Here is a 21163-nt window from a genome sequence, read left to right as displayed (position 1 = left end):
CCGTCCGCTCGCTAGTCTGCAGCGCATGCCGGCGCCGACCTTCCTCCGCATCGGCGCCCAGAAGTGCGGCACCACCTGGCTCGCCCCGGCGGTCGCCCAGCACCCGGAGGTGGGCACGGGCCGCAAGAAGGAGCTGCACTTCTTCGACCAGCGCGCCGCCTGGGCACGCGGGCTCGACTGGTACGAGCGGCAGTTCCGCACCACTCCTGCAACCCGCGCCGTCGGCGAGTTCGCACCGAACTACTGGCGCACCGTCGGCGCCGAGACGCCCACGAACTTCCTCGGCTCGGCCGACCGCGTCGCCAACGCCTACCCCGACCTCCGGCTGTTCGTCTGCCTGCGCGACCCGGTCGACCGGGCGGTCTCGAAGAGAGCGACGGAGAGATCCTCGAGGTAGCCGGCACCCTCCTGACGCTCGCCGACCTGACGCTAGGCGCTCGGGAGATCTGGCGCCGCCTGCGGCCCACTCTTCTGCGGCGGGCGCACCTGACCTGGGCCTGAGCGGAGGTCACGGGCGTCGAATCTGACTCCCGAACTGCGCGCCCTGTTCGGGTGTGGCGTGCCGGGTTCAGCAGAGGCTCTGGGCGAGCCCCTGGTCCCCGGAGTCTGAACTCTTCTGGACTCTGCCGCCGGGCATCACGAGGACGAGACGGGGCGGGGCTACCCCGACAGGGTCTCGACGCACGTGCCCAACCTGGACGCGGACGGCAAAGGCGTTGCCCGCGTCACCCGCCATCTCGGCAGCGATCAGACGACCTACGGCAGGCGTAGCCCAGACCGCGTCGGCCGGGATCTCCAACCCGGACTGAGTACGGCCGAGACCGCCGACTCGACCAAGGCGTAGGAACGCCTCGCCGGCCCAGCCGCTGCCGTACAAGCCGTCAACGAGCCGCAAAGACAGGTCGTGTGCGCCGGCGCGTGCTGCGTGCCATGGGCACTGGCACTGGCCCTTGACGGAGGAGCAGATCACGAGAGAGGCCTGATCACCTTGCTGACGAAGGCGTCCGATAGGTCAGGCGTCGATCAAGCGCGCATCAGTTGTCGCACGTCATGTTGTTGTCAGTGCTGGCGTCATGAACTGTCACTACTGACATCCTCGTGTCGTTCCTCCACAGCCTTACTGACCTGAGGTATCGCGGCGCTGACGCTGAGATGTCGCCGCCTCACGACGGCTGTGTCTGGTCGCCTAACTAGGGGATGCTCGAACACTGGTGGTGCCTTTCGCTGGGTCAGTTGGTGTCGAAGAGAGCCGGGTGGTGGCTCAGCTCGATGCGGGTCCGTCGGATGTGGCCTTCCAGGAAGCGCTCAGCGTCAACGGAGTCGCGTCGCACGATGGCGTCGAGCAGCAGTCGGTGCTCGGCGTTCACGACCCACATGCGGCCCTGGCCACCGAGCGAGACGAACGCGCGGCGGTAGTGCTGGGTCGAGTTCCACAGTCGGGTGACGATCGCGTTAAGCGGGTCGACCTGGCAGCCGGCGTACGTGCCGAGGTGGAACGTGCGGTCGAGCTCGAGGAACCTGTCGAGATCGGTGTTCTGCTCGATCTGCTGCTGGATCTCCTCCAGCCGGTCGAGGTCTTCCTGCACCAACTGCGGAAGGCTCACGGCCAGCGCGATCGGTTCGAGGCGTTCCCTCATCCGGTAGATGACGTCGACCTCGTGCATAGACAGACGAGGCACCCGGGCACCCTTGTGTGGCTCGTGCTCAGTCAGACCTTCGGCCTCGAGCATCCGCAGGGCCTCGCGTACCGGCAGACGGCTCGCACCAAGCCGGTCGGCGATGTCCTCCTGGCGGATGCGGTCGCCCGGCTTGAGGACGTCACGCAAGATCAGGTCGCGCAGGTAGCCCGCGACGCGAGCGGATGCAGCACCGCCGGTGTCGGTGGGCTCGTCGGTGGTCGAGATGTCGGGGTTCGTCACGCGCCCATCCTCTCGCCGCCGGGGTCGCGCGGGTGCTCGTTGTCCCACGCCTTCCCGTTCGGGTAGCAAACGAGCTCGAACTGCATCCCCCACGGGCTGAGGAAGTAGATCCACCTGTTGCCCGCAGCTGCACCCTTGCTCGCAGTGGGGCCCTCGAACACGCGGACGCCGCGTGACCGAAGGTGGTCCACCGCCACGTCGATGTCATCGACGTACAGGCCGATGTGGTGCCCGCCGACGTCGCTGTTGCGGGCGATCATGTTGCGCTGGTCAGGCGACTCGTAGTGAAACACCTCGAAGACGGCCTGCTCACCGCAGCGAAACCACCGGTTGAACATGCGGGTGTCGCGGTGGACGTTGAGGTGGGTCTCCATCCAGTCGTCCTCGGCCTCGTACGGGCCCAGTGTGTAGAGGTACTCGCAGCCGAGCACGTCGACCAGGAACTCGTGGGCCTCGTCGATGTCGGGCACGGTGAAACCGATGTGGTCGAAGCGCCGCAGCCCGGGCATCGCCATTCGCCGTACACCTCCTGATTGGATCCCAAATGGGAGGCAACCACGAAGGTCTCAGCGTTGTCTACCTCATCTGGTCTAGAGTTTGGATCCAATTCGTGTCATGGTGCGGCCGAAGCCAAAGGAGAGCCGCATGCCCGAGCACAACCCCCTTCAGCCCGCCTCCCCCTGGGTGGAGGTCGCCGCGACCGACGCTGACTGGGACGCCGCCGACCCCGAACTGCTGCGCACGATCTACGCCCAACTGGTGTGGATCCGCAGCTTCGAGCAGTACGTCCTCGACCTCGCAGGAGCGGGCCTGATCCACGGTCCGGCGCACTCGAGCATCGGCCAGGAAGGCGGCGCCGTCGGCTCCGTCCTGGCGCTGAACAGCCTGGACTCCATCAACGGCTCGCACCGCGGCCACCACCAGTTCCTGGCCAAGGCGCTGCACCACATCGAGCCGAAGGGTCTCGACCCGCTCGCGGCCCCGAGCGAGGAGATGCGCGAGGTTCTGCTGCGCACTCTCGCCGAGATCGCCGGCCTCGACCGCGGCTGGTCCCATGGCCGCGGCGGGTCGATGCACCTGCAGTGGCAGGAAGCCGGCGCAATCGGTACCAACGCCATCGTCGGCGGCGGTGTCCCGCAGGCCGCTGGGTACGCGTGGGCACACATGCACGCCTACAAGGACAACGTCGCGGTCAGCTACTTCGGTGACGGCGCCGTGAACATCGGCTCGACGCTGGAGACGATGAACCTCGCGGCGGCCTGGGACCTTCCGGTGTGCTTCTTCATCGAGAACAACCGGTACGCCGTCTCCACCACGGTCGAGGAATCGACTGCCGAACCACGCCTGTCAGCCCGCGGTCTCGGGTTCGCTATCGCCTCCTGGAAGGTCGACGGCATGAACCCGCTGGCCGTCTACCTCGCGATGACCGAGGCGGTCGCGCACATGCGGCGTGGCGACGGCCCGTCCGTCGTCGAGGTCGACACCTACCGCTACTTCCACCAGAACGGCGGGTTCGCCGGTAGCGCGTTCGGCTACCGCAGCAAGGACGAGGAGCGGGAGTGGCGTGATCGCGACCCGCTGAAGCAGACCGCCGCGCAGTTGGTGCGCCTCGGCATCATGAGCGAGGAGGAGACCCAGCAGGCTGTCTCCCAGGCCAAGGCTGTCATGGAGGAGCTCGGCTCCGTCATCCTCGAGCCCGACCCGGACGGGAAGCCCGGCCAGCGGCGCATCAAGCCGTCCGAGTGGCCCGACACCGCCTTCGCCGACGTCGGGATCCGCGGCGACCTGTCCGAGCTCGACAGCGCCCCGGTCATCACGGACGAGGTGTCGATCGCCGTCCAGGACACCAAGTTCATCGACGCGGTCGCCTCCACGATGGGTCGCCGGATGGAGACCGACCCCGGCATCGTCGTCATGGGCGAGGACGTCCACCAACTCAACGGGGGCACGAACGGCGCTACCCGCGGCCTACGGGACCGCTTCCCCGAGCGGGTTCGCGGAACGCCCATCAGCGAGAACGCGTTCGCCGGCCTCGCCGGCGGCATCGCCCAGGACGGACGGTTCACCCCCGTCGTCGAGTTCATGTACGCCGACTTCATGTGGGTCGCCGCCGACCAGGTCTTCAACCAGATCGCGAAGGCCCGACACATGTACGGCGGGAACGGCTCAATGCCGCTCGTTCTTCGCAGCAAGGTCGCGATGGGCACCGGCTACGGCTCCCAGCACTCGATGGACCCCGCCGGCGTGTTCGCCACTTCCCCCGGTTGGCGGATCGTGGCCCCGAGCAACCCCTTCGACTACGTGGGCCTGATGAACACCGCCTTGCGACTGCAGGACCCCGTGGTCGTTCTCGAGCACGTCGACCTCTACAACTCCTCCGGTCCCGGCCCGGTCGACGACTGGGACTACTGCCTTCCCGTCGGCAAGGCAGCCGTCCGACGCAGTGGCTCCGACCTGACCGTCCTGACCTACCTCGCGATGACGCCGTACGTGATGGAGGCCGTTGAGGGGCAGAGCGACGTGGACGCCGAGGTGATCGACCTGCGCTGGCTCGACCGCGCCAGCATCGACTGGGACACCATCGAAGAGAGCCTCAAGAAGACCAACAAGCTCCTGATCGCCGAGCAGGGTGCCATCGGCACCTCTTACGGCGGCTGGCTAGCTGACGAGATCCACCGCCGGTTCTTCGACCTGCTCGACGCCCCCGTGTGGCGCGTGACCGGAGGCGAGGCGTCGCCGTCGATCAGCAAGGTGCTCGAGCGCGCCGCGATCGCCCAAGCCGCCGAGGTCTCGGCGGCACTCGCCGAGATCGCGAGGTACTGACATGGCGCAGGTCATGCGAATGCCTGGCGTCGCCGCTGACTCCACTGAGGCCGTGCTGTCGGACTGGCTGGTCAAGGAGGCCGCCGACTTCGGGGAGTCCGACGCGATCGCGACAGTCGAGACCGAGAAGGCCGCCGTTGACGTCGAGGCCGAGTCCGCCGGGCGAATCCTCAAGTACCTCGTCCCGGCAGGTGCGCTGGTCGAGGTCGGTGACCCGATCGCAGTCCTGGGCGACCCGGGCGAGACCGTTGACGACCTCGACGCGCTCCTGACGTCCTTGGGCGTCGCACCGGTAACCGACGTCGTGGTGCCTGAGCGCCGCGCCGTTCCCGATCCTGCGCCGCAGGATCCCGAGTCCGCCGCCCCGCTGGCCGAGGTTTCCTCCGCTCCGGCACCCCTCCAGCCTCGGCCAGATGGGGCGGCTCCAGACCGAGTTTGGTCGAGCCCGTTGGCCCGCAAGATCGCCAAGGACGCCGGACTGTCCATCGAAGAGATCGCCGGCACCGGTCCGCGCGGACGGATTCTTCGCCGCGACGTGGAAGTTGCCCTGGCGAACCGCACGACGCCCGCCGCCGAACCGGAGCCCGCAAAGGCAACCCCGCCGGCTGCGAAGGCACCGGCGGTCACCGGTGCAGCGGCCGCCTACGAGGAGATCCCTCACTCCCGCATCCGGGTTGCGACCGCACGGCGACTCACCGAGAGCAAGCAGCAGGCTCCGCACTTCTACCTGCGTGCCACGGTTCGAGCTGAGGCTCTGTTGGCTCTGCGCGCCGAGATCAACGACGAGACCACACGGGTGTCAGTCAACGACCTGGTCGTCAAGGCGGTCGCTGCGGCTCACGTCCGCGTTCCGGAGATGAATGTGACCTGGACGGCGGATGCAGTTCGCCAGTACTCGTCCGTCGACATTGCTGTCGCGGTCGCGACCGAACGCGGGCTGATGACGCCGGTCGTTCGCGACGTGAGTTCTCTGCCCGTGTCGGCCCTGTCCGCGTCGGTCCGTGACCTCGCTGAGCGTGCTCGGGACGGCAAGCTGAAGCAGGACGAGCTCGAAGGCGGGTCGATCGCAGTGACCAACCTCGGCATGTTCGGTGTCGAAGAGTTCGCGGCCATCATCAACCCTCCGCAGGCCGCGATCTTGGCAGTCGGCGCCGTCCGGGACGAGCCCGTCGTCGAGGCCGGCACGGTCGTTCCCGGGAAGGTCATGACCGTCACTCTCTCGGTCGATCACCGACCCGTCGACGGGGTCCTTGCAGCGAAGTGGCTCGCTGCACTGGTCAGCGTGCTGGAGCACCCGGCACGCGCCCTGGCATAGGCACCTCAACCCCCTGGGCTCCTGGCCCGCCGCGTCGGCAACACGGCCTCCTGGCCTGCCGCGTACGCAGCGCGGCGGGTCAGGTCCGTATAGGCACCGAATGACTGCCGAGTCAGCCGCTATGCCGGCTGGGAACGGACCGCATCGGCGCGATCTCGCTTCGGGATAAGGCGGTACCGAATTCGATCGAGTGCCTCGTCGGAGACCGTCGCCCAGGTGAATCCCGTCAAGGGGAAGAGGAACGACTCGATCTCCTGCATGCAGGAGACAACGCGAGCCTTCTCCGCGGCCGTGCCTTCGTCGGCGTGCTTCAGTTGCTGCAAGTTCCGGCGGGTTCGGGTCAGTGCGATCGCGGCGACGATGTTCATGTCGGCCGCCGTGCCGGCCGGCTCGCCCGCGTGGACGAGGCAGAGGGCTTGACCACGCTTGCTCGGGCGGACTCGTCCGTGGCCATCAACGTAGGTCGTCTCCGGCAGGCTCGGATAGTTAGCGTCTAGCCACTCGAGCACTTCGTCGTCGGTGAAGACTCGAAGCAGCCTGTCGACGAGTTCGATCAGTGAATTGGCTGCTTGGGAGACTGAGTCCGACGAGTGCGCCAGGGCATCCTTCGCGCCGGCGAGCTTACGACTGAGTGTGGCGCTGAGGTCCTTGACGGCCTCACGGGAACGGCCGGCCGTCAGTTCGCGCATCTCAGCACGGAGTAGATCCATCTCGTCCTCGCCGACCCTGGTCAGCGTCGCGCGCCCGCTCCACGTCTCAGGTATGTCCAGGTGCACGACCGTCGAGTCGAGCAGGCGGAAGAGGGCCGCCATCATCGGAAGCATCGCTCCCCGACTCTCAGCGATGTCCTTGAACGCCGACAACTGCGTCTCACTGAGTTCGGCAGTGAGGTCGTCCCAGGCCACGATGTACGGCGCAACGGCGCTCAGAGCGATACGAGAGACGGTTACCACGGGAGCCGAGTCCTTCGTGAATGCAGCACTGAGCCGGTGGTACGCGGCCGCGCCAACCAGCCTCTGGAAGAATCGGCGGAAGTTTTCTGTCGGAAGTGTCTCGACATATGTCGCGACGTCGATCTCCGCGAGGTCGGCGATGAAGGCATCGATGTCGCCTTCGCTCAGGTCGTAGCCGTCCAAGACCATGTCGGCGACGTCCTCGACCTTGTCGAGCCAACCACGGTTGTCAGATTCGTCCAGAACCGGCCAACAGAACGCAACCAATCCGTCGAGGACGACCAGAACCGGGGTGGTGATGCCGTAGCGCCTCCGAACGGACGCCGGCAACTTCGCTAACTCAGCAGCAAATTCTGACCGTCGTAGTTGGATCTGAACCCGTTGGTCGGCGGCAACGTCCACTGACGTCGATCTGGCTTCTGGCGGTTGAGCGGTGTCCAACTGATGTCTACCCTGCGAGTGACTAGCAAGCAGGTGGGCTCTGTTCCGGACACAAGTTCGGGCAGAGCCCTCACTGTTAGGTGACATTCTACGCTCGCGCGCCCCCACCACCGGGACCTGAAGGCTCGCGACAGCCGTCAGGTTCGCCAGGAAGCGGTTGCCCGCCGACGTGGGAAGGCGGCCCAGCCGCACGGTGCGCCACAGCGAGTCGCGGGCGTGCTCGCACGGCGTCATCTCGCTCACTGAAGCGGTGCACCTGCAACTGGCGGTTTATCTCGCATTACTGGCACCTTTCTCCTGCTCCGTCACGTCGATCAAGCGCGCATCAGTGCGCCATGTCGACGAAGCGGGAGTAGTGGCCCTGGAAGGCGACGGTGATGTCGCGGGTGGGTCCGTTGCGGTGCTTGGCGACGATCAGGTCGGCCTCGCCGGGACGGGTCGACTCCTTCTCGTAGACGTCGTCGCGGTGGAGGAGGACGACCATGTCGGCGTCCTGCTCGATCGAGCCGGACTCGCGCAGATCGGACATCATCGGGCGCTTGTCGCCGCGCTGCTCGGGACCACGGTTGAGCTGGGAGAGCGCGATGATCGGGATCTCGAGCTCCTTGGCGAGCAGCTTGATCTGCCGGGAGAACTCCGAGACCTCGAGCTGGCGGGACTCGACCTTCTTGCCCGAGCTCATCAGCTGGAGGTAGTCGATGATCATGATCCGCAGGTCGTGCTTCTGCTTCAGGCGCCGGGCCTTCGCGCGGATCTCCATCATCGTCATGTTCGGCGAGTCGTCGATGAACATCGGCGCCGAGCTGACCTCGCCCATCTTGCGCGCGAGCTTGGCCCAGTCGTCGTCGTTCATGTTGCCGTTGCGGATGTGGTTGAGCGGCACCTTGGCCTCGGCCGAGAGCAGGCGCATCGTGATCTCCGAGCGCGTCATCTCCAGGCTGAAGAACGCGCTGGTGAGGTTGTTCGCGATCGAGGCGGCACGGCAGAAGTCGAGGGCCAGTGTCGAGTTGTGGGTCGGGATCATCGACTCGCCGGCGAGGTACAGGTGGTCGTCGTTGTCGACCTGGACACAGCGGACCGGGACGCTCTCGATCGGCCGCACCGCCGTGATGTAGCGACGGCCGATGCGCGAGGTGGTCTGCGGGCGCTCCTCCTTGTGGAGCAGGTGCTTGCGCTCGAGCCGGAACACGTCGTCGGTCGCGGAGAAGTTCAGGATGTAGCAGGTCGACGTCGCCTCGGATCGACCCTGGACCGCCTTCGTCGTGCGGCCGCACTTGTAGCCGAGGCTGACGACCAGCTCGTGGACGTCGTCAGCGAGCCGCTTGCTCGTGACCGCGAACTGGCACGAGCCGACCCCCCTCACGACGGTGCCGTCGGTGTCCATCAGGCCGGCGAGCAGCTCGCGACGCTGCTGCTCAGAGGCCCGCAGGTAGGCGGTGGGGATGTGCTTGCCGTTCAGCACGCCGAGCTCGCGGAGCAGTCCCTGGAACGAACCCCGCCGGTCGCCCTCGGGCAGCTTCACGCTGTAGAGCATCGCGCCCCTGTGCTCGACCCGGAGACCGAGACCCTCGAGGTACATCGGGATCTCGTCGGTCTCGCAGGTGATCCGCGCTGACGCGCTGTGCCCGTCGCCCAGCCAGGCGCCCAGTGCGTACGGCGGGATCGGCAGCGCTGCGTCCGGCGCGGCGAGAGCGCCGGCGTTGAGCACCGCGTGGTTGGCCCGCTCGTCCGCGTTGACCCGCACCGTCGCGGCGATCTCCTCGGTCGTCACGACCGAGGCGGCGATGCGCTGGTTGCGGGCGCGGTTGTACTGGTGGTCAGCGGCCCACTTCGACTTGCGGGCGGCGCGGGTCTCGGTCAGCCACTGGTGCTGGGCGTCGGCGACGATCCGCGACCCGTCCGAGAACTCGACCTCGTAGCAGGGTCGACCGGTCATCACCTCGGTCGCTGCGACGACGCGCGTCGGCAGTCCGTCCGCGTCGTACAGCAGGTCGCCGACCTGGACCTCACCCATCGTCGTCCACCCCGTCGGGGTGGGGAGCGGGGTGTCGAGCGCGAGCGCCTTGCCCATGGCGGGACGCGCCGCGACGATGATCATCTGGCCGGCGTGCAGGCCGTTGGTGAGGTCGTCGAGGTCGGCGAAGCCGGTCGGGACGCCGTACAGGCCGGCCTCCCGGTTGGAGATCGCCTCGATCTCGTCGAGGACGCCGTCCATGATGTCGCTCAGCGGCGCGTAGTCCTCCGACGAGCGCTTGTCGGTGATCTTGTAGACCTCGGCCTGCGCCTCGTCGACGATGTCGTCGACCTGGCCCTCGCCGGCGTAGCCGATCTGCACGATCTTGGTGCCGGCGTCGACCAGCCGCCGCAGGATCGCCTTCTCGCGGACGATCTCGGCGTAGTAGCCGGCGTTGGCGGCGATCGGCACGTTCGCCGAGAGCGTGTGGAGGTACGGCGCCCCGCCGATGCGCTGGAGCTCGCCCCGACGCTGGAGCTCGGCGGCGACGGTCACCATGTCGACCGGCTCACCGCGGCCGTACAGGTCGAGGACCGCGTCGTAGATCGTCTCGTGCGCGGGGCGGTAGAAGTCGACGCCGCGGATCGTCTCGGTGACGTCGGCGATCGCGTCCTTGGAGATCAGCATCGAGCCGAGCACGGACTGCTCGGCCGCCATGTCCTGCGGCGGCGTCCGGTCGCCCGGGGTCGAGGGCCGCTCGCCGGGCGCGTAGGACACCGGGCCGTCGCCCCAGTCGTCGTACGGCGGCTCGGGAACCCGCGCGTCCTGGTCGGTGACGCTCACCTGTGGCCTCCTCTGATCGCACCCGTCTCGACCCACTGCCGACCGCCGCCGAGGCTAGGGAAGACCACCGACATCCGGACCGCGATGCCGGCCAACGCGGAGACGCTACGTGGCCCGGGTGGGTCGGCGACAGCCCCGTATCCACACCCTCTCCACCCGGTTGGGGATAACCGGCGGACGGGTCGTGGAGGACACGCCGACAGATGTGCACAGGTTGGGGAGGGCGCTGTGGACAGGTCCGGCCTCCACGCGCGCGACAACGCGCTGACCTGCGAGGATGCTCGCTCACAGGTGTGGATCGGAAATTCCCGGGCCGGATTTCTCGTTCACCCGGTGGTCACCTCGCGGTCAACTGCCGGTTTGTCGACATACCGTGGTCGCGGCTGGTTTTCCCAGGCTTGTCCACAGATGTTGATAACTAGTCATGTAGGAAGCAGGACACGCCGATGCTCATTACCATGACTACGTGCAGCGCATGAGGGACGCCCGGGACCGCGAGATCCTCCGGCTGGCCGTCCCGGCGTTCCTGGCCCTGATCTCCGAGCCCCTGTTCCTGCTCGCCGACGCCGCGATCGTCGGCCACCTCGGCACCGCGCCCCTCGCCGGTCTCGGCATCGCCGCCGTGGTCCTCCAGACCGTGGTCGGGCTGTGCGTCTTCCTCGCCTACGGCACCACCGGCAGCGTCGCCCGCCGTCTCGGCGCGGGCGACCTGCGCGGCGCGATGGCGCAGGGGGTCGACGGCCTCTGGCTCGCGCTCGCCATCGGGACCGTCGTCACGGTCGCCGGCGTGCTCCTCACCGAGCCGCTCGTGCACCTCTTCGGCGCCTCGGAGGAGGTGTCCGGCCCGGCGGCGACGTACCTGCGCATCGCGTTCCTGGGTGTGGTGCCGCTGTTGCTCGTGCTCGCCGCGACCGGTGTGCTCCGCGGCCTCCAGGACACCCGCACCCCGCTCGTGGTCGCGGTGGCCGGCAACGCGCTCAACGTCGTGCTCAACCTGCTCCTGGTCTACCCCGCGGGCCTGGGGATCGCGGGCTCGGCCCTCGGCTCGGTCCTCGCGCAGGTCGCCATGGCCGCGGCGTTCGTGCTCGTCGTGGTCCGCGCCGCCCGCCGCCACGGCGCCTCGCTCCGCCCGCACCTGCCCGGCATCCGCGCCGCCGGCCGCGCGGGCGTCCCGCTCGTCGTCCGGACCCTCACCCTGCGCGCCGCCCTCCTCGTCACGACGTACGCCGTGACGCTGGCCGCCGTGGGCGCCCGCGACCAGGAGGTCGACCTGGCGACGCACCAGCTCGCGCTGACGCTCTGGGGATTCCTCGCGTTCGTGCTCGACGCCATCGCGATCGCGGCCCAGGCGATCACCGGACGCGCGCTCGGGGCCGGCGACGTGGCCGGTACCCGTGAGCTCACCCGCCGGATGATCCAGTGGGGCGCGGTCAGCGGGGTCGTGACCGGCGTGCTGCTCGCGGCGCTCAGCCCGGTGCTCGGCCACCTCTTCACCGGCGACGGCGCCGTGCAGGACCTGCTCGTGCCCGTGCTGATCGTCGCGGCGCTCGGCCAGCCCGTGGCCGGCGTGGTGTTCGTGCTCGACGGGGTGCTCATCGGGGCCGGCGACGGGCCGTACCTCGCCCGCGCCGGGGTCCTCACCCTCGTCGTCTACGCGCCGGTCGCCCTCGCCTGCGCGGCGCTGGAGACCGGGCTCGTCGCGATCTGGGTCGCGTTCACGGTCGTCTTCATGGGCGCCCGGCTGGTGGTCCTGCTCCGCCGGGCCCGGGGCGACGGGTGGCTCGTGACCGGCGCGGTCACCGTAGGGTCGGGCCCGTGAAGCCGCTGCCCTGGATCGCGATGGGCCTGGTCATCGTCGCGCTGTCGGCCCAGGCCCGCGGCGTCGACCTGCTCGCCGACCCGGTGGGCTGGCTGCTCGTGCTCCTCGGCGTGCACCGGTTCGGCAGGCTGCCGTCCGCGGTGACCTGGCTCGCCCTCGTGGCGCTCGTCGTCTCGGGCTTCCTCTGGTGGCCGGGCGCCGCGGACGCGCTCGCGGACCGGGACCCGGCCCTGGTCTGGGCGGCCTCGGTGCCCGAGCTCGCCACGATGGCGGCCCTCTGCGCCGGCCTCGCCCGGGTCGCGGGGCCGGCCGGAGACCGGCGCGCCCGCGCCTGGCTGGGCACGGCGGCCGTGCTCGCGGTCGTGACCGCCCTCGCCCCGCTGCCCGTGCTGGCCGTTGAGCGCGACATCGAGTCGGTGCTGCTGCTCGGGCTGGTCACCGTCGTGGCCGTGATCGTCCTGCTGTTCCGCTACTCCTCGCGGCCGTGGGCGGTCGTCGAGTCGGACCGGACCACAGCCGCCGCCCGACCACGGTCCCGTTGAGGCAGCCCGACGCTCGGTGTGGCGGTCCTCGTCGCCGGAAATGGCGTCGGCCCGCCCGATCAGAGATCGGGCGGGCCGGCGACTCGAGCCGCTGCGCTGAGGATCAAGCAGGGATGACGTTGAGGGCCACCGTGGCGGACACCTCGTCGTGCAGCTTGACCGAGACCTCGTGCGAGCCGAGGGCCTTGATCGGGTTGTCGACCACGATCGTGCGCTTGTCGACCTGCTCGCCGGAGGCGTCGGCGAGGGCGCCGGCGATCTCCGAGACCGTGACGGCGCCGAACAGGCGACCGCCGGCACCGGCGCGCACCTTCACGCTGACCGGCTGGGCCTCGAGCTTGGTCTTGATCTGCTCCGCGTGGTCGTGGTCGCGGACCGAGCGCGACGCCCGGGCGGCCTTGATCGACTCGACGGTCTTCTCGGCACCGCGGGTCCAGCGCAGCGCGAGGCCACGCGGAACCAGGTAGTTGCGGCCGTAGCCGTCCTTCACCTCGACGACGTCGCCGGGGGCACCGAGACCGGTGACCTCCTGGGTCAGGATGAGCTTCATCTTCCAGGCTCCCTTCAGCGACCGGTGGAGGTGTAGGGCAGCAGGGCCACCTCGCGGGCGTTCTTGACGGCGATCGCCACGTCGCGCTGGTGCTGGACGCAGTTGCCGGTCACCCGACGCGCGCGGATCTTGCCGCGGTCGGAGATGAACTTGCGGAGCAGCGTGGCGTCCTTGTAGTCGACACCGGTCGCCTTCTCCTTGCAGAACTGGCAAACCTTCTTCTTCGGCTTGCGAATCACTGCCTTGGCCATTGTGGTGCTTCCTCTCTAGAAGCCCGGCCCAGACTGGTTACTGGCCCGGAATGGTTGAGGGTGTTCGGGTTGGGTTGAGGATCAGAACGGCGGCTCGTCGGAGCCCACACCGGGCGCGCCCCACGGGTCGTTCGCCGGGGCCTGGCCACCGCCGGACGGCTGGCCGCCGCCCTGCTGCGGAGCCGGGGTGGCCCACGGGTCGTTGCCCGCCGGCTGCGGCCGGGACTGGCCGCCACCGCCACCGTACCCGCCGCCGCCACCACCCGAGCGCGACGCCCGGGTGACCTTGGCGGTGGCGAACGCGAGCGCGGGGCCGACCTCGTCGACCTCGAGCTCCACGACGGTGCGCTTCTCGCCCTCGCGGGTCTCGTAGGAGCGCTGCTTCAGGCGGCCCTGCACGATCACGCGCATGCCGCGCTGCAGGGACTCGGCGACGTTCTCCGCGGCCTGGCGCCACACCGAGCAGGAGAGGAACAGCGCGTCGCCGTCCTTCCACTCGTTGGTCTGGCGGTCGAAGGTGCGCGGCGTCGACGCGATCCGGAAGTTCGCCACGGCCGCACCCGACGGGGTGAAGCGCAGCTCCGGGTCGTCGACGAGGTTGCCGACCACCGTGATGACGGTCTCGCCTGCCATGTAGGGCTCCCTAAGCGTTGGTTCTGATCAGAGTCGTCCGACCACGTCAGCACATCGTTGCGTCTCGCACCGACAGGCGGAAGTGGTCGTCCACAGCTCAGTGTGCGTCGGGACGCAGCACCTTGGTGCGGAGGATCGACTCGTTGAGGGTGAGCTGGCGGTCGAACTCCTTGACCGTGGCCGGCTCGGCCTTCAGCGTGATGACGGCATAGATGCCCTCGGCGTTCTTCTTGACCTCGTAGGCCAGCCGACGGCGACCCCACACGTCGACGGACTCGACGGTGCCGCCGTCCTTGCGGATGACGTTGAGGTACTTGTCGAGCGACGGCTCGATGGTTCGCTCTTCGAGGCTCGGGTCGAGGATGACCATCACTTCGTAGGCACGCATAGCGGTCTCCACCTCCTCTGGACTCAGGCGGCCACGGACTCTCCGTGGCAGGAGGGATATGCGTCTCCGCCGCCCCGATCACTCGGACCGGCGGGTCCTCCGCGGGCTCCCGTCGGTGGGAGCTGGACGCAGAGAACGCCCAAGGCTAGCAGTGGGCACGGAGGCGATCCCAATCCGTGCACAGGCCGTCGGCGGGGGCACCTAGGGTGGCGGCATGAGCACCACGGGAAGCATCGCCATCGGCGCCCACGTCGACCAGTCCGACCCGATCGCCGAGGCGCAGGCGAGGGGCATGTCGCACGTGCAGTTCTTCCTGGGCGACCCGCAGAGCTACAAGGGACCGGTCTTCCGGTACGCCGGCGGCGCGGACGGCCTGAAGGCCGATGCCGAGGCGGCCGGCGTGGGGCTCTACGTCCACGCGCCGTACCTCATCAACGTCGCCACCACGAACAACCGGCAGCGGATCCCGAGCCGCAAGCTGCTCCAGCAGCACATGGACGCGGCCGCGTCGATCGGGGCGAGGGGCCTGATCGTCCACGGCGGCCACGTGCAGGACGAGGACGACCCCGCGAAGGGCTTCGACAACTGGCGCAAGGCGATCGAGGCGACCGACATCAAGGTGCCGCTGCTCATCGAGAACACCGCCGGCGGCACCAACGCGATGACCCGCTACCTCGACCGCATCGCCGGCGTGTGGGACGCGATCTCCTCGACCGAGCAGTTCGGCCTGGTCGGCTTCTGCCTCGACACCTGCCACGCCCACGCCGGCGGCAACGCCCTGGAGACCGTGGTCGAGGACGTCCGGGCCATCACCGGCCGGATCGACCTCGTGCACTGCAACGACAGTCGCGACGCCTTCGACTCCGGCGCCGACCGGCACGCCAGCCTCGGCGCCGGCCAGGTCGACCCCGACCTGCTGGCCGCCGTGGTCCGCGACGCCGCCGCCCCGGTGATCCTCGAGACGCCCGGCGGTGCGGCCGAGCACTCCGCCGACGCGGAGTGGCTGTCCTCGCGGGTCTAATGCTGGTCGCTCGTGTCGCTGATTCATCACGGTAGGTGGGTGAACCTGCACTCCCCGCGCCGTACCCACCGCGGGGAGTGGCGACTCGACTGCCTACCGTGATGAATCGGCAGGCGCGTCGGCCGACCAGCACCACCAGGTCGCGGACCTCGCTCGAGCCCGGCCGGTCGACCCGGCTCCGGACGAGCCGCAGCGGCTGCGGGCCGGCCTCGTCCCCGCGGAACACCAGGAAGTGGAAGCCGTGGTCGCCCTCCTCCAGCGGGACGAGGTGTGCCGGCCGGTCCTCGACCTGCCACCGACTGAGCCCGAGGCCGCGGCGGCGGAAGCGCAGCTCGAGCCGGCTCCCCGGCTCGACGCGGACCACCTCGCCGGCCTTCGGGTCGCGCAGGACGCGGTGCTGCGTGCGGATGCTCATGCTGCTCACTCCTCCCGGTCAGTGCTCCCCCCGTGACCCAGAGGAGCGGCGACCCACGGGCCTGATACCGGTCCGGTCAGCCGAAGCAGACGAGCGGCACCGGGGCGGTGTCGGCCGACACGGCCGGCACCGCCGTGGCCAGGGCCGCCGCCGGGTCGACCCCGGAGGCGAGCTGCTGGTGGAGGGCGACGAGGACGTCGTACGCCGCCTGGTCGTTGATCGCCGCCGGCGACGCGACCACGCGACGGGCGCCGGCGTGCAGCCAGGCCGTGGTCATGCCGATCAGCTCGTCGCCCCAGCGGACCGTCGAGCGGCCGACCTCGCAGGCGGACAGCACGACCACGTCCGGCACCTGGCGTAGCTGGTCGATGTCATAGCCGAACCACGGACCGTCGGCGAGCTGGAGACCGGAGAACATCGCGTTCTCCGAGGTGTGGCGGCCGTGCGCGGCGACGTGCAGGACATCGACCGAGGAGGCCAGCTCCGACACGGCCTCGGCCGTCGCGGCGTCCCCGGTCAGCACGCGCGCAGCCGACCACTCCTTGGCCGCCGCGGTCACCTCCTCCTCGGCGCGCGCGACGCGCGGCCCGGCGACGAACCCGGCAGTGGACGACCGGAGCGGCGTCCTCCGGCGGACGAGCCAGCTGGTCGCGGACTGCGCCACCGTGAGCGGACGACCGGTGAAGCCCGGGAGCAGCGTCCACGGGACACCCGCGAGCACTCCCGACGGCGTGAGCACGACCCGGCGGTCGCCGACCGTGGCGAGGACCGGCGCGACCAGGACCTCGGCGATCGCGAAAAGACGTTGGGCCAGCTCCTGGCGGACGAACCCGGCCATCGCACCCGGCAGCTCGGACGCTGCCATGTCGAGGTCGGGCAGCAGGCCGCCGAGCAGCGGGTCGATCGCGGCGCGCTCACCGAGGTCGGCCCAGGCCACCTCGGCCGTCGTGACGGCGAGCGCGACCACGCGGTCGGCGGCCACGACGTATGCCACCAGCGCGGTGTCCCCGTCGAGGGCGGCTCGGAGCTCCGCGAGCGTGACCGGGTCGACCACCTCACCCGACCCCCGGTGTTGCCAGGCCCGCTCGCGCACCCGCTGCCGCAGCACCGCCTCGCGCTCGGGGTCGCGGCGCCCGCCTTCGGCCGTCATCTCGCGCAGCTCGGTCAGGTCGGCGACGATCTGCTCGTCCTCCGGCGCCCGAACCGGCTGCACGCGGCTGGCCAGCATGCGCGCCCGCTCGGACCACTCGAACAGCACGTCTGGCCTGCCCGTCTCTAGGGCGAGAGCCAGACCCCGCGCGGCGAGCCGGGCACCCTGACCTGCCACGCCGGTCTGGAGGTCGAGCGAGCCGAAGGAGCTCTGCCAGGCATGGAGCTCCGAGAGTCCAGAACGCAGGTGCTTCAGAGCCGCGGATCGTCGATCGCCGGCGACCGCCACCTCACACTGTGCCTCCCGGTTCATCAGTCGTGCATCGAGCGGTCCGCTGGAGCCGACTCCGGCGGCCCCGATCAGGACCTTGGCACGCTCCGGAGCGTCGTTGGCGGCGTAACGGAGGGCGAGCGCCAGTCGTACCCGAGCTGCCACCCATCGCATCTGCTGAGCATCAAGTGCGGCCGCCAGGTCCTCCCCTTGGCGGAGCCGTTCCGACAGCCGCCCCGGTCCGACAAGAGCAGCGACGATCGCGACAGCCTTCGCCCGATCCGCCATCGGGTCCGCACCTGCCCGCGCGAACCGACGGGCAGCGCGACTGGCGACGTCGCGCGCTGCGGTCGGGTCGGATGTGAGGAGGTTGCGAGCAAGTGCGAGCTCGGCGTCAGCCTGTCGGCGAAGCACGCGCCGCTGACCATAGGTGCGCGCGGCCGCTGCGAGCGCCGCCTGCCCACTGCTGGCCAAGCCAGCGGCGAACAGCACCTCGGCCCGGTCCTGGTCGCAGGTCGCCTGCGCGAGCGGGCTCAGCGGCGCAAGCACTTCCCTCGCCCGATCCATCTCGCGAAGGGCTCCCACGAGATCGCCGGCCAGCAGAAGGGCGTACCCCAGGTTGTGCTCGTCCATCGCTGCCTCAGTCGGGAGACCGGCCTCGCGCAGAAGGTCGACGGCTGCTGTGAAGTCCCGCTGCGCGGCCGCCACCTCGTTGCGCTGCAGGTGCAGGTTGCCGCGGTGGCTGTAAGCGCGGCCGAGGAACTTCGTTGATCCAGCCAACATGACAATCGCGGCGTCGAGCTCTCTCATCGCCTCGACTGATCGACCGCCCAGCATCATCAAGGTGGCACGCTGACTGTGGATCGACCCGCGAGTCTCCTGGTCGAGCCCAGCCCGGGAGAGGGCAGTCTCACACAGCCGCATCGCTTCGACGAGGTTGCCTGACTCAGCCTCGACGTAGGCAAGGGTCGCCTCCACCGCGCCGCTCACGGCCGGGGTCGTCGCCGTCGCCTGGGCTCTGCTCAAGAGGCTTCGAGCACGGGCGAAACGACCTGCATTGACCGCCTCGACCGCGCGCGCGTGCCACTCCTCCGCAGAGACCACCCGCTCAGTCTGGCGTGATGGTCGTCAGCGCGGCCAGCGCTGCGCGAGCCCGTGCCCGCGCGATTGCCGGCGCGTCGCCGTCCTCGAGACCACCGGCGATGTGGGCAGCGATCCTGCCGGCCATCAGCGGCCCGGCGAACGACGTACCGCTCCACACCGCGAAGCCACCACGGAAGTCGTCGGGGTCAATGGTGTCGCGACGACGCCCGTACGCGGTCGTGGCGGCAGCCGACTGGAGACCTCCCTCGAAATCCACGGGCAGCGTGCTCACGACCGCGGCACCGTGGGTGTGGGCGCGTACCCAGGGACCGGCATTGCTGAACAAGGCGTCGCTCTCGCCGTTGGGGTTGAGCGCTCCGACCGAGAGGACGGGCAGGGTGTCGACGTCGTGGGTCACCGGCCCGTTGCCGTCGCTCCATGGCGCGAACGCGGCCGGGAACGCCGGCCGGCTGGTCGCCTCGTTGCCCGCCGAGCAGACGACCTGGGTTCCGTTGCGCGACAGGTCAGCGAGGACGTCGTACAGCGTCGGGTCGAAGAGCTCGTCCGCCGGAGTCTCGTGGTAATAGCCGAGCGACAGCGCGAGCACATCGATCATGCGGCCGTGCGGGTCGCCCTGGTGGTACCGGTGGACCAACTCGGCGATCTGGGCCAGGCAGGCGACGAGGTCCGACTCGACGATCGGGCGATCAGCCCGGACGCCGCGCCAGACGAGGATGTCGGCGTCGGGGCAGGCCTGGTGAACGAGCCCCGCGATGAAGGTGCCGTGCCCACTGAGCGGATCAATCAGCCCGTCGAGGGGTCCATCGACATCACCGCCGGACTCCGAGATCGACACCTGATCGTCGTATCCGATCGTCATGCCGTCGATCTGGATATCCCTGATCACGGCTCGATCGAGCCACCGGTGCTTGCCACAACCGGTGTCGAGGACGGCAACGACTGGGCGCCTGGGGCCCGGGAAGTCGGCCTGCCGGACCGGGTCGGGGCCGACGTAGGCAACCGGCTGCCGACCGCCGAAGCCGGGAACGCCGTAGCTCGTGACGGGCCCGGACGACTCGCCCGCGGCCGGGTTGCTGTGCGTGAACGGGTTGCTGTGCGTGAACGGATTGCTGTGCGTGAACGGATTGCTGATGAGCCCACCGGGGAAGACGATGTGGTCGAGACCGACGCCCCGTACGGCCTTCGGGCCGTACTTCAGCCGCGTCTGCTGGAGCAGGGTCCAGCCATCGGGGGCGATGGCGGCCCGGGCCGAGGCCACGCTGATCATCACGGTTCGCAGTCCGAAGCGCAGTCGGACGGTCCGCTCGTCCTCCGGCTCGAGATCGACGCGCCATCCCAGCGGATCTGCGACCTCGCCCAGGATCCGCACGGCCAGCTCGACGTCGATCGATTTCGCGATGGTGAGCCTGGGGCCGATATAGACCGTAGGTCGGGGCACCACACCGGACACCATGATCGCGGTCGCAGGATCGAGCACCCGACCTTCGACGGCCGCGATCGCCGGGGGCCACGGCGGGGAGGGATCGCGATCCAGGGGCTTGCGGACGGGGCGCTTCTGCTCGGGCTGCTGCTCCGCCATGGCGGGGCTCCTAGATCTCGAAGGTCGGCGTCGCGAACGCCGGGCGGGTGGTGTCGTGGGGTTCGAGACGCAGCCGCAGCAGCCCGAGCGGCAGGTCGGTGAGCTCGAACCTTCCGGACTCGGTGACGACCGCGGAGTGCGCGGTCGGCTCCTCGCCGGGCAGGGCACGGATCGTCATCGGCTCAGGTGGCACGACCCAGCCGTCGACGCGGGAGCGGGCGCCGTCCACGGCGACCCGCAGCAGGAGGTCGGTGTCGCCGTGCACGAAGCGGAGCGTGTACGACGAGGAGCCGCGTGCGCCGGCCAGCTCGGTCGCCTGCTCCACGAGCTCCATCAACTCGACGTCGAGGTCGGACGCGGCGAACGCCGCCGCGGCCTGCATCGCCGGGACCAGGTGGTCGGGGACCGGGTCGTGGCGCTCCCAGGTCTCGCGCACGATCCCCAGCAGGGCGTCTCTGCTCAGCTCGCTCATCTCACAAGTCCCCCGTCTGCATCAGGGCCACGCGCAGCTTCGCCAGACACCGTCCCCGGGTGGGGCCGATGCTGCCGACCGGCATCCCGAGGTCGGTCGCCAACTCACGGTAGTCCGGTCTGTCCTCGAACGCGACGATCCGCAGCAGCCGGCGGCACCGCTCGGGCAGGCCGTCGACGGCCGCCCAGATCCGGTCGCCCTCGTCGTGCTGGACGGCGGTGTCCTCGGCGGAGCGCTGGGTGGGGATCCGCGGCTCGAGGTCCTCGTCGGCGACCGGCAGCGTCCGGTGGTCGCCCTGGGCGACCCGCCACGCCTCGCGCCGGGCCGTCGTGGTGAGCCAGCCGCCGATCGCGGTGGCGTCGACGATGGCGGCGCGGCGGCGTACCAGCGCCAGCCACGTCGTCTGGAGGACGTCCTCGGCCTGCGACTCCGACAGCCGGTAGGAGCGCACCACGTGCCACAGGACGGGGGTCATCGCGGCGACCAGGTCGTCCAGCCCGGCCGGATCTCCGGCGACCCAGCGGTTGAATCCCTCGGTCGCCTCGGCCCACACCTCGTTCGTGCGTGTGCTCACTGGCCGTACCGCTCCCCGGTGTCGGTGGTTCTGTCTCTCGATCAGGATCACGCCACGGAGGAGGTTCCGCGAGTGCTTGTGGATACGTGGTCACCGGAAAATTCCGCGGCCCGGGCCGGACCGGCCTCGCCCGGTCCGGGTGGGACC

Annotated in this window: 19 protein-coding genes; 7 read left to right on the top strand and 12 right to left on the bottom strand. The window is 69.6% G+C overall.

Features of this window, described 5'->3' with window-relative positions:
• Positions 1 to 25 precede the first annotated feature (25 nt).
• Entirely contained in the window at positions 26 to 397 is a 372-nt protein-coding gene (locus ACYQ0U_RS05200; protein ID WP_459970143.1) for a sulfotransferase domain-containing protein, read from the top strand.
• 832 nt (positions 398 to 1229) lie between these two features.
• Here ACYQ0U_RS05200 and ACYQ0U_RS05195 read toward each other — a convergent pair.
• Both ACYQ0U_RS05195 and ACYQ0U_RS05190 read right to left on the bottom strand, forming a co-directional pair.
• Positions 1230 to 1919 carry a GntR family transcriptional regulator gene (locus ACYQ0U_RS05195; protein WP_459970140.1) on the bottom strand — a complete coding sequence of 230 codons (690 nt, stop codon included), beginning with the start codon at positions 1917 to 1919 and terminating at the stop codon, positions 1230 to 1232.
• On the bottom strand, positions 1916 to 2434 hold the full coding sequence (locus tag ACYQ0U_RS05190; protein WP_459970138.1) for a VOC family protein: 519 nt from the start codon (positions 2432 to 2434) through the stop codon (positions 1916 to 1918). Before ACYQ0U_RS05190 ends, ACYQ0U_RS05195 begins: the two co-directional genes overlap by 4 nt.
• Positions 2435 to 2564: 130 nt before the next feature.
• On the opposite strand from ACYQ0U_RS05190, the gene ACYQ0U_RS05185 reads away from it, so the two are divergent.
• Together ACYQ0U_RS05185 and ACYQ0U_RS05180 are read left to right on the top strand one after the other, a co-directional pair.
• Entirely contained in the window at positions 2565 to 4742 is a 2178-nt protein-coding gene (locus tag ACYQ0U_RS05185) for an alpha-ketoacid dehydrogenase subunit alpha/beta (protein WP_459970136.1), read from the top strand.
• A 1-nt stretch (position 4743) separates the two neighbouring features.
• Positions 4744 to 6057, top strand: coding sequence for a dihydrolipoamide acetyltransferase family protein (locus ACYQ0U_RS05180; RefSeq protein ID WP_459970133.1), 1314 nt, complete (start codon positions 4744 to 4746; stop codon positions 6055 to 6057).
• Positions 6058 to 6176: 119 nt separating this feature from the next.
• Here ACYQ0U_RS05180 and ACYQ0U_RS05175 read toward each other — a convergent pair whose 3' ends face one another.
• Together ACYQ0U_RS05175 and dnaB are read right to left on the bottom strand one after the other, a co-directional pair.
• Positions 6177 to 7412 (bottom strand): hypothetical protein, encoded by a 1236-nt coding sequence (locus ACYQ0U_RS05175; RefSeq protein WP_459970130.1) that lies wholly within the window; start codon positions 7410 to 7412, stop codon positions 6177 to 6179.
• Positions 7413 to 7776: 364 nt separating this feature from the next.
• A complete protein-coding gene (gene dnaB / locus ACYQ0U_RS05170; protein WP_459970444.1) occupies positions 7777 to 10182 on the bottom strand; it encodes a replicative DNA helicase in 2406 nt (801 codons plus the stop codon).
• Between the two features lie 541 nt (positions 10183 to 10723).
• Between dnaB and ACYQ0U_RS05165 the strand changes: the two genes are divergently transcribed.
• On the top strand, positions 10724 to 12067 hold the full coding sequence (locus ACYQ0U_RS05165) for an MATE family efflux transporter (RefSeq protein WP_459970442.1): 1344 nt from the start codon (positions 10724 to 10726) through the stop codon (positions 12065 to 12067).
• A complete protein-coding gene (locus ACYQ0U_RS05160) occupies positions 12064 to 12609 on the top strand; it encodes a hypothetical protein (RefSeq protein WP_459970128.1) in 546 nt (181 codons plus the stop codon). The genes ACYQ0U_RS05165 and ACYQ0U_RS05160 overlap by 4 nt, the downstream gene beginning before the upstream one ends.
• A 103-nt stretch (positions 12610 to 12712) precedes the next feature.
• Here the strand turns inward: ACYQ0U_RS05160 and rplI are convergent, their stop codons facing one another.
• The 4 genes from rplI to rpsF all read right to left on the bottom strand — a co-directional run bounded on the left by rplI (position 12713) and on the right by rpsF (position 14431).
• Positions 12713 to 13159, bottom strand: a complete 447-nt coding sequence (gene rplI, locus ACYQ0U_RS05155) for a 50S ribosomal protein L9 (RefSeq protein ID WP_459970126.1) — start codon at positions 13157 to 13159, stop codon at positions 12713 to 12715.
• Between the two features lie 14 nt (positions 13160 to 13173).
• Positions 13174 to 13410, bottom strand: a complete 237-nt coding sequence (rpsR, locus tag ACYQ0U_RS05150) for a 30S ribosomal protein S18 (RefSeq protein ID WP_008355445.1) — start codon at positions 13408 to 13410, stop codon at positions 13174 to 13176.
• Between the two features lie 81 nt (positions 13411 to 13491).
• On the bottom strand, positions 13492 to 14043 hold the full coding sequence (locus ACYQ0U_RS05145) for a single-stranded DNA-binding protein (protein ID WP_459970123.1): 552 nt from the start codon (positions 14041 to 14043) through the stop codon (positions 13492 to 13494).
• Positions 14044 to 14140: 97 nt separating this feature from the next.
• Entirely contained in the window at positions 14141 to 14431 is a 291-nt protein-coding gene (gene rpsF, locus ACYQ0U_RS05140; RefSeq protein ID WP_459970120.1) for a 30S ribosomal protein S6, read from the bottom strand.
• A gap of 214 nt (positions 14432 to 14645) precedes the next feature.
• On the opposite strand from rpsF, the gene ACYQ0U_RS05135 reads away from it, so the two are divergent.
• Complete coding sequence (locus ACYQ0U_RS05135) at positions 14646 to 15452, top strand: deoxyribonuclease IV (RefSeq protein WP_459970118.1); 807 nt, start codon at positions 14646 to 14648, stop codon at positions 15450 to 15452.
• A gap of 491 nt (positions 15453 to 15943) precedes the next feature.
• On the opposite strand, the gene ACYQ0U_RS05130 is transcribed toward ACYQ0U_RS05135, so the two are convergent.
• Positions 15944 to 17461, bottom strand: coding sequence for a CHAT domain-containing protein (locus tag ACYQ0U_RS05130; RefSeq protein WP_459970115.1), 1518 nt, complete (start codon positions 17459 to 17461; stop codon positions 15944 to 15946).
• 36 nt (positions 17462 to 17497) lie between these two features.
• Here ACYQ0U_RS05130 and ACYQ0U_RS05125 point away from each other — a divergent pair, with 36 nt between their 5' ends.
• Entirely contained in the window at positions 17498 to 18058 is a 561-nt protein-coding gene (locus ACYQ0U_RS05125; RefSeq protein WP_459970113.1) for a hypothetical protein, read from the top strand.
• 337 nt (positions 18059 to 18395) lie between these two features.
• On the opposite strand, the gene ACYQ0U_RS05120 is transcribed toward ACYQ0U_RS05125, so the two are convergent.
• Genes ACYQ0U_RS05120 through ACYQ0U_RS05110 form a run of 3 tightly spaced genes read right to left on the bottom strand, consistent with a single transcriptional unit; the run spans position 18396 to position 21016 of the window.
• On the bottom strand, positions 18396 to 19970 hold the full coding sequence (locus tag ACYQ0U_RS05120; protein ID WP_459970111.1) for a S8/S53 family peptidase: 1575 nt from the start codon (positions 19968 to 19970) through the stop codon (positions 18396 to 18398).
• 10 nt (positions 19971 to 19980) lie between these two features.
• Positions 19981 to 20442 carry a hypothetical protein gene (locus ACYQ0U_RS05115; RefSeq protein WP_459970109.1) on the bottom strand — a complete coding sequence of 154 codons (462 nt, stop codon included), beginning with the start codon at positions 20440 to 20442 and terminating at the stop codon, positions 19981 to 19983.
• Position 20443: 1 nt separating this feature from the next.
• Positions 20444 to 21016, bottom strand: a complete 573-nt coding sequence (locus tag ACYQ0U_RS05110; RefSeq protein ID WP_459970106.1) for an RNA polymerase sigma factor — start codon at positions 21014 to 21016, stop codon at positions 20444 to 20446.
• Positions 21017 to 21163 lie beyond the last annotated feature (147 nt).

This window comes from Nocardioides pyridinolyticus, assembly GCF_054653575.1.
The sequence above is the reverse complement of the archived record's forward strand: the minus strand, read 5'-3'. Positions and strand labels throughout refer to the sequence as shown.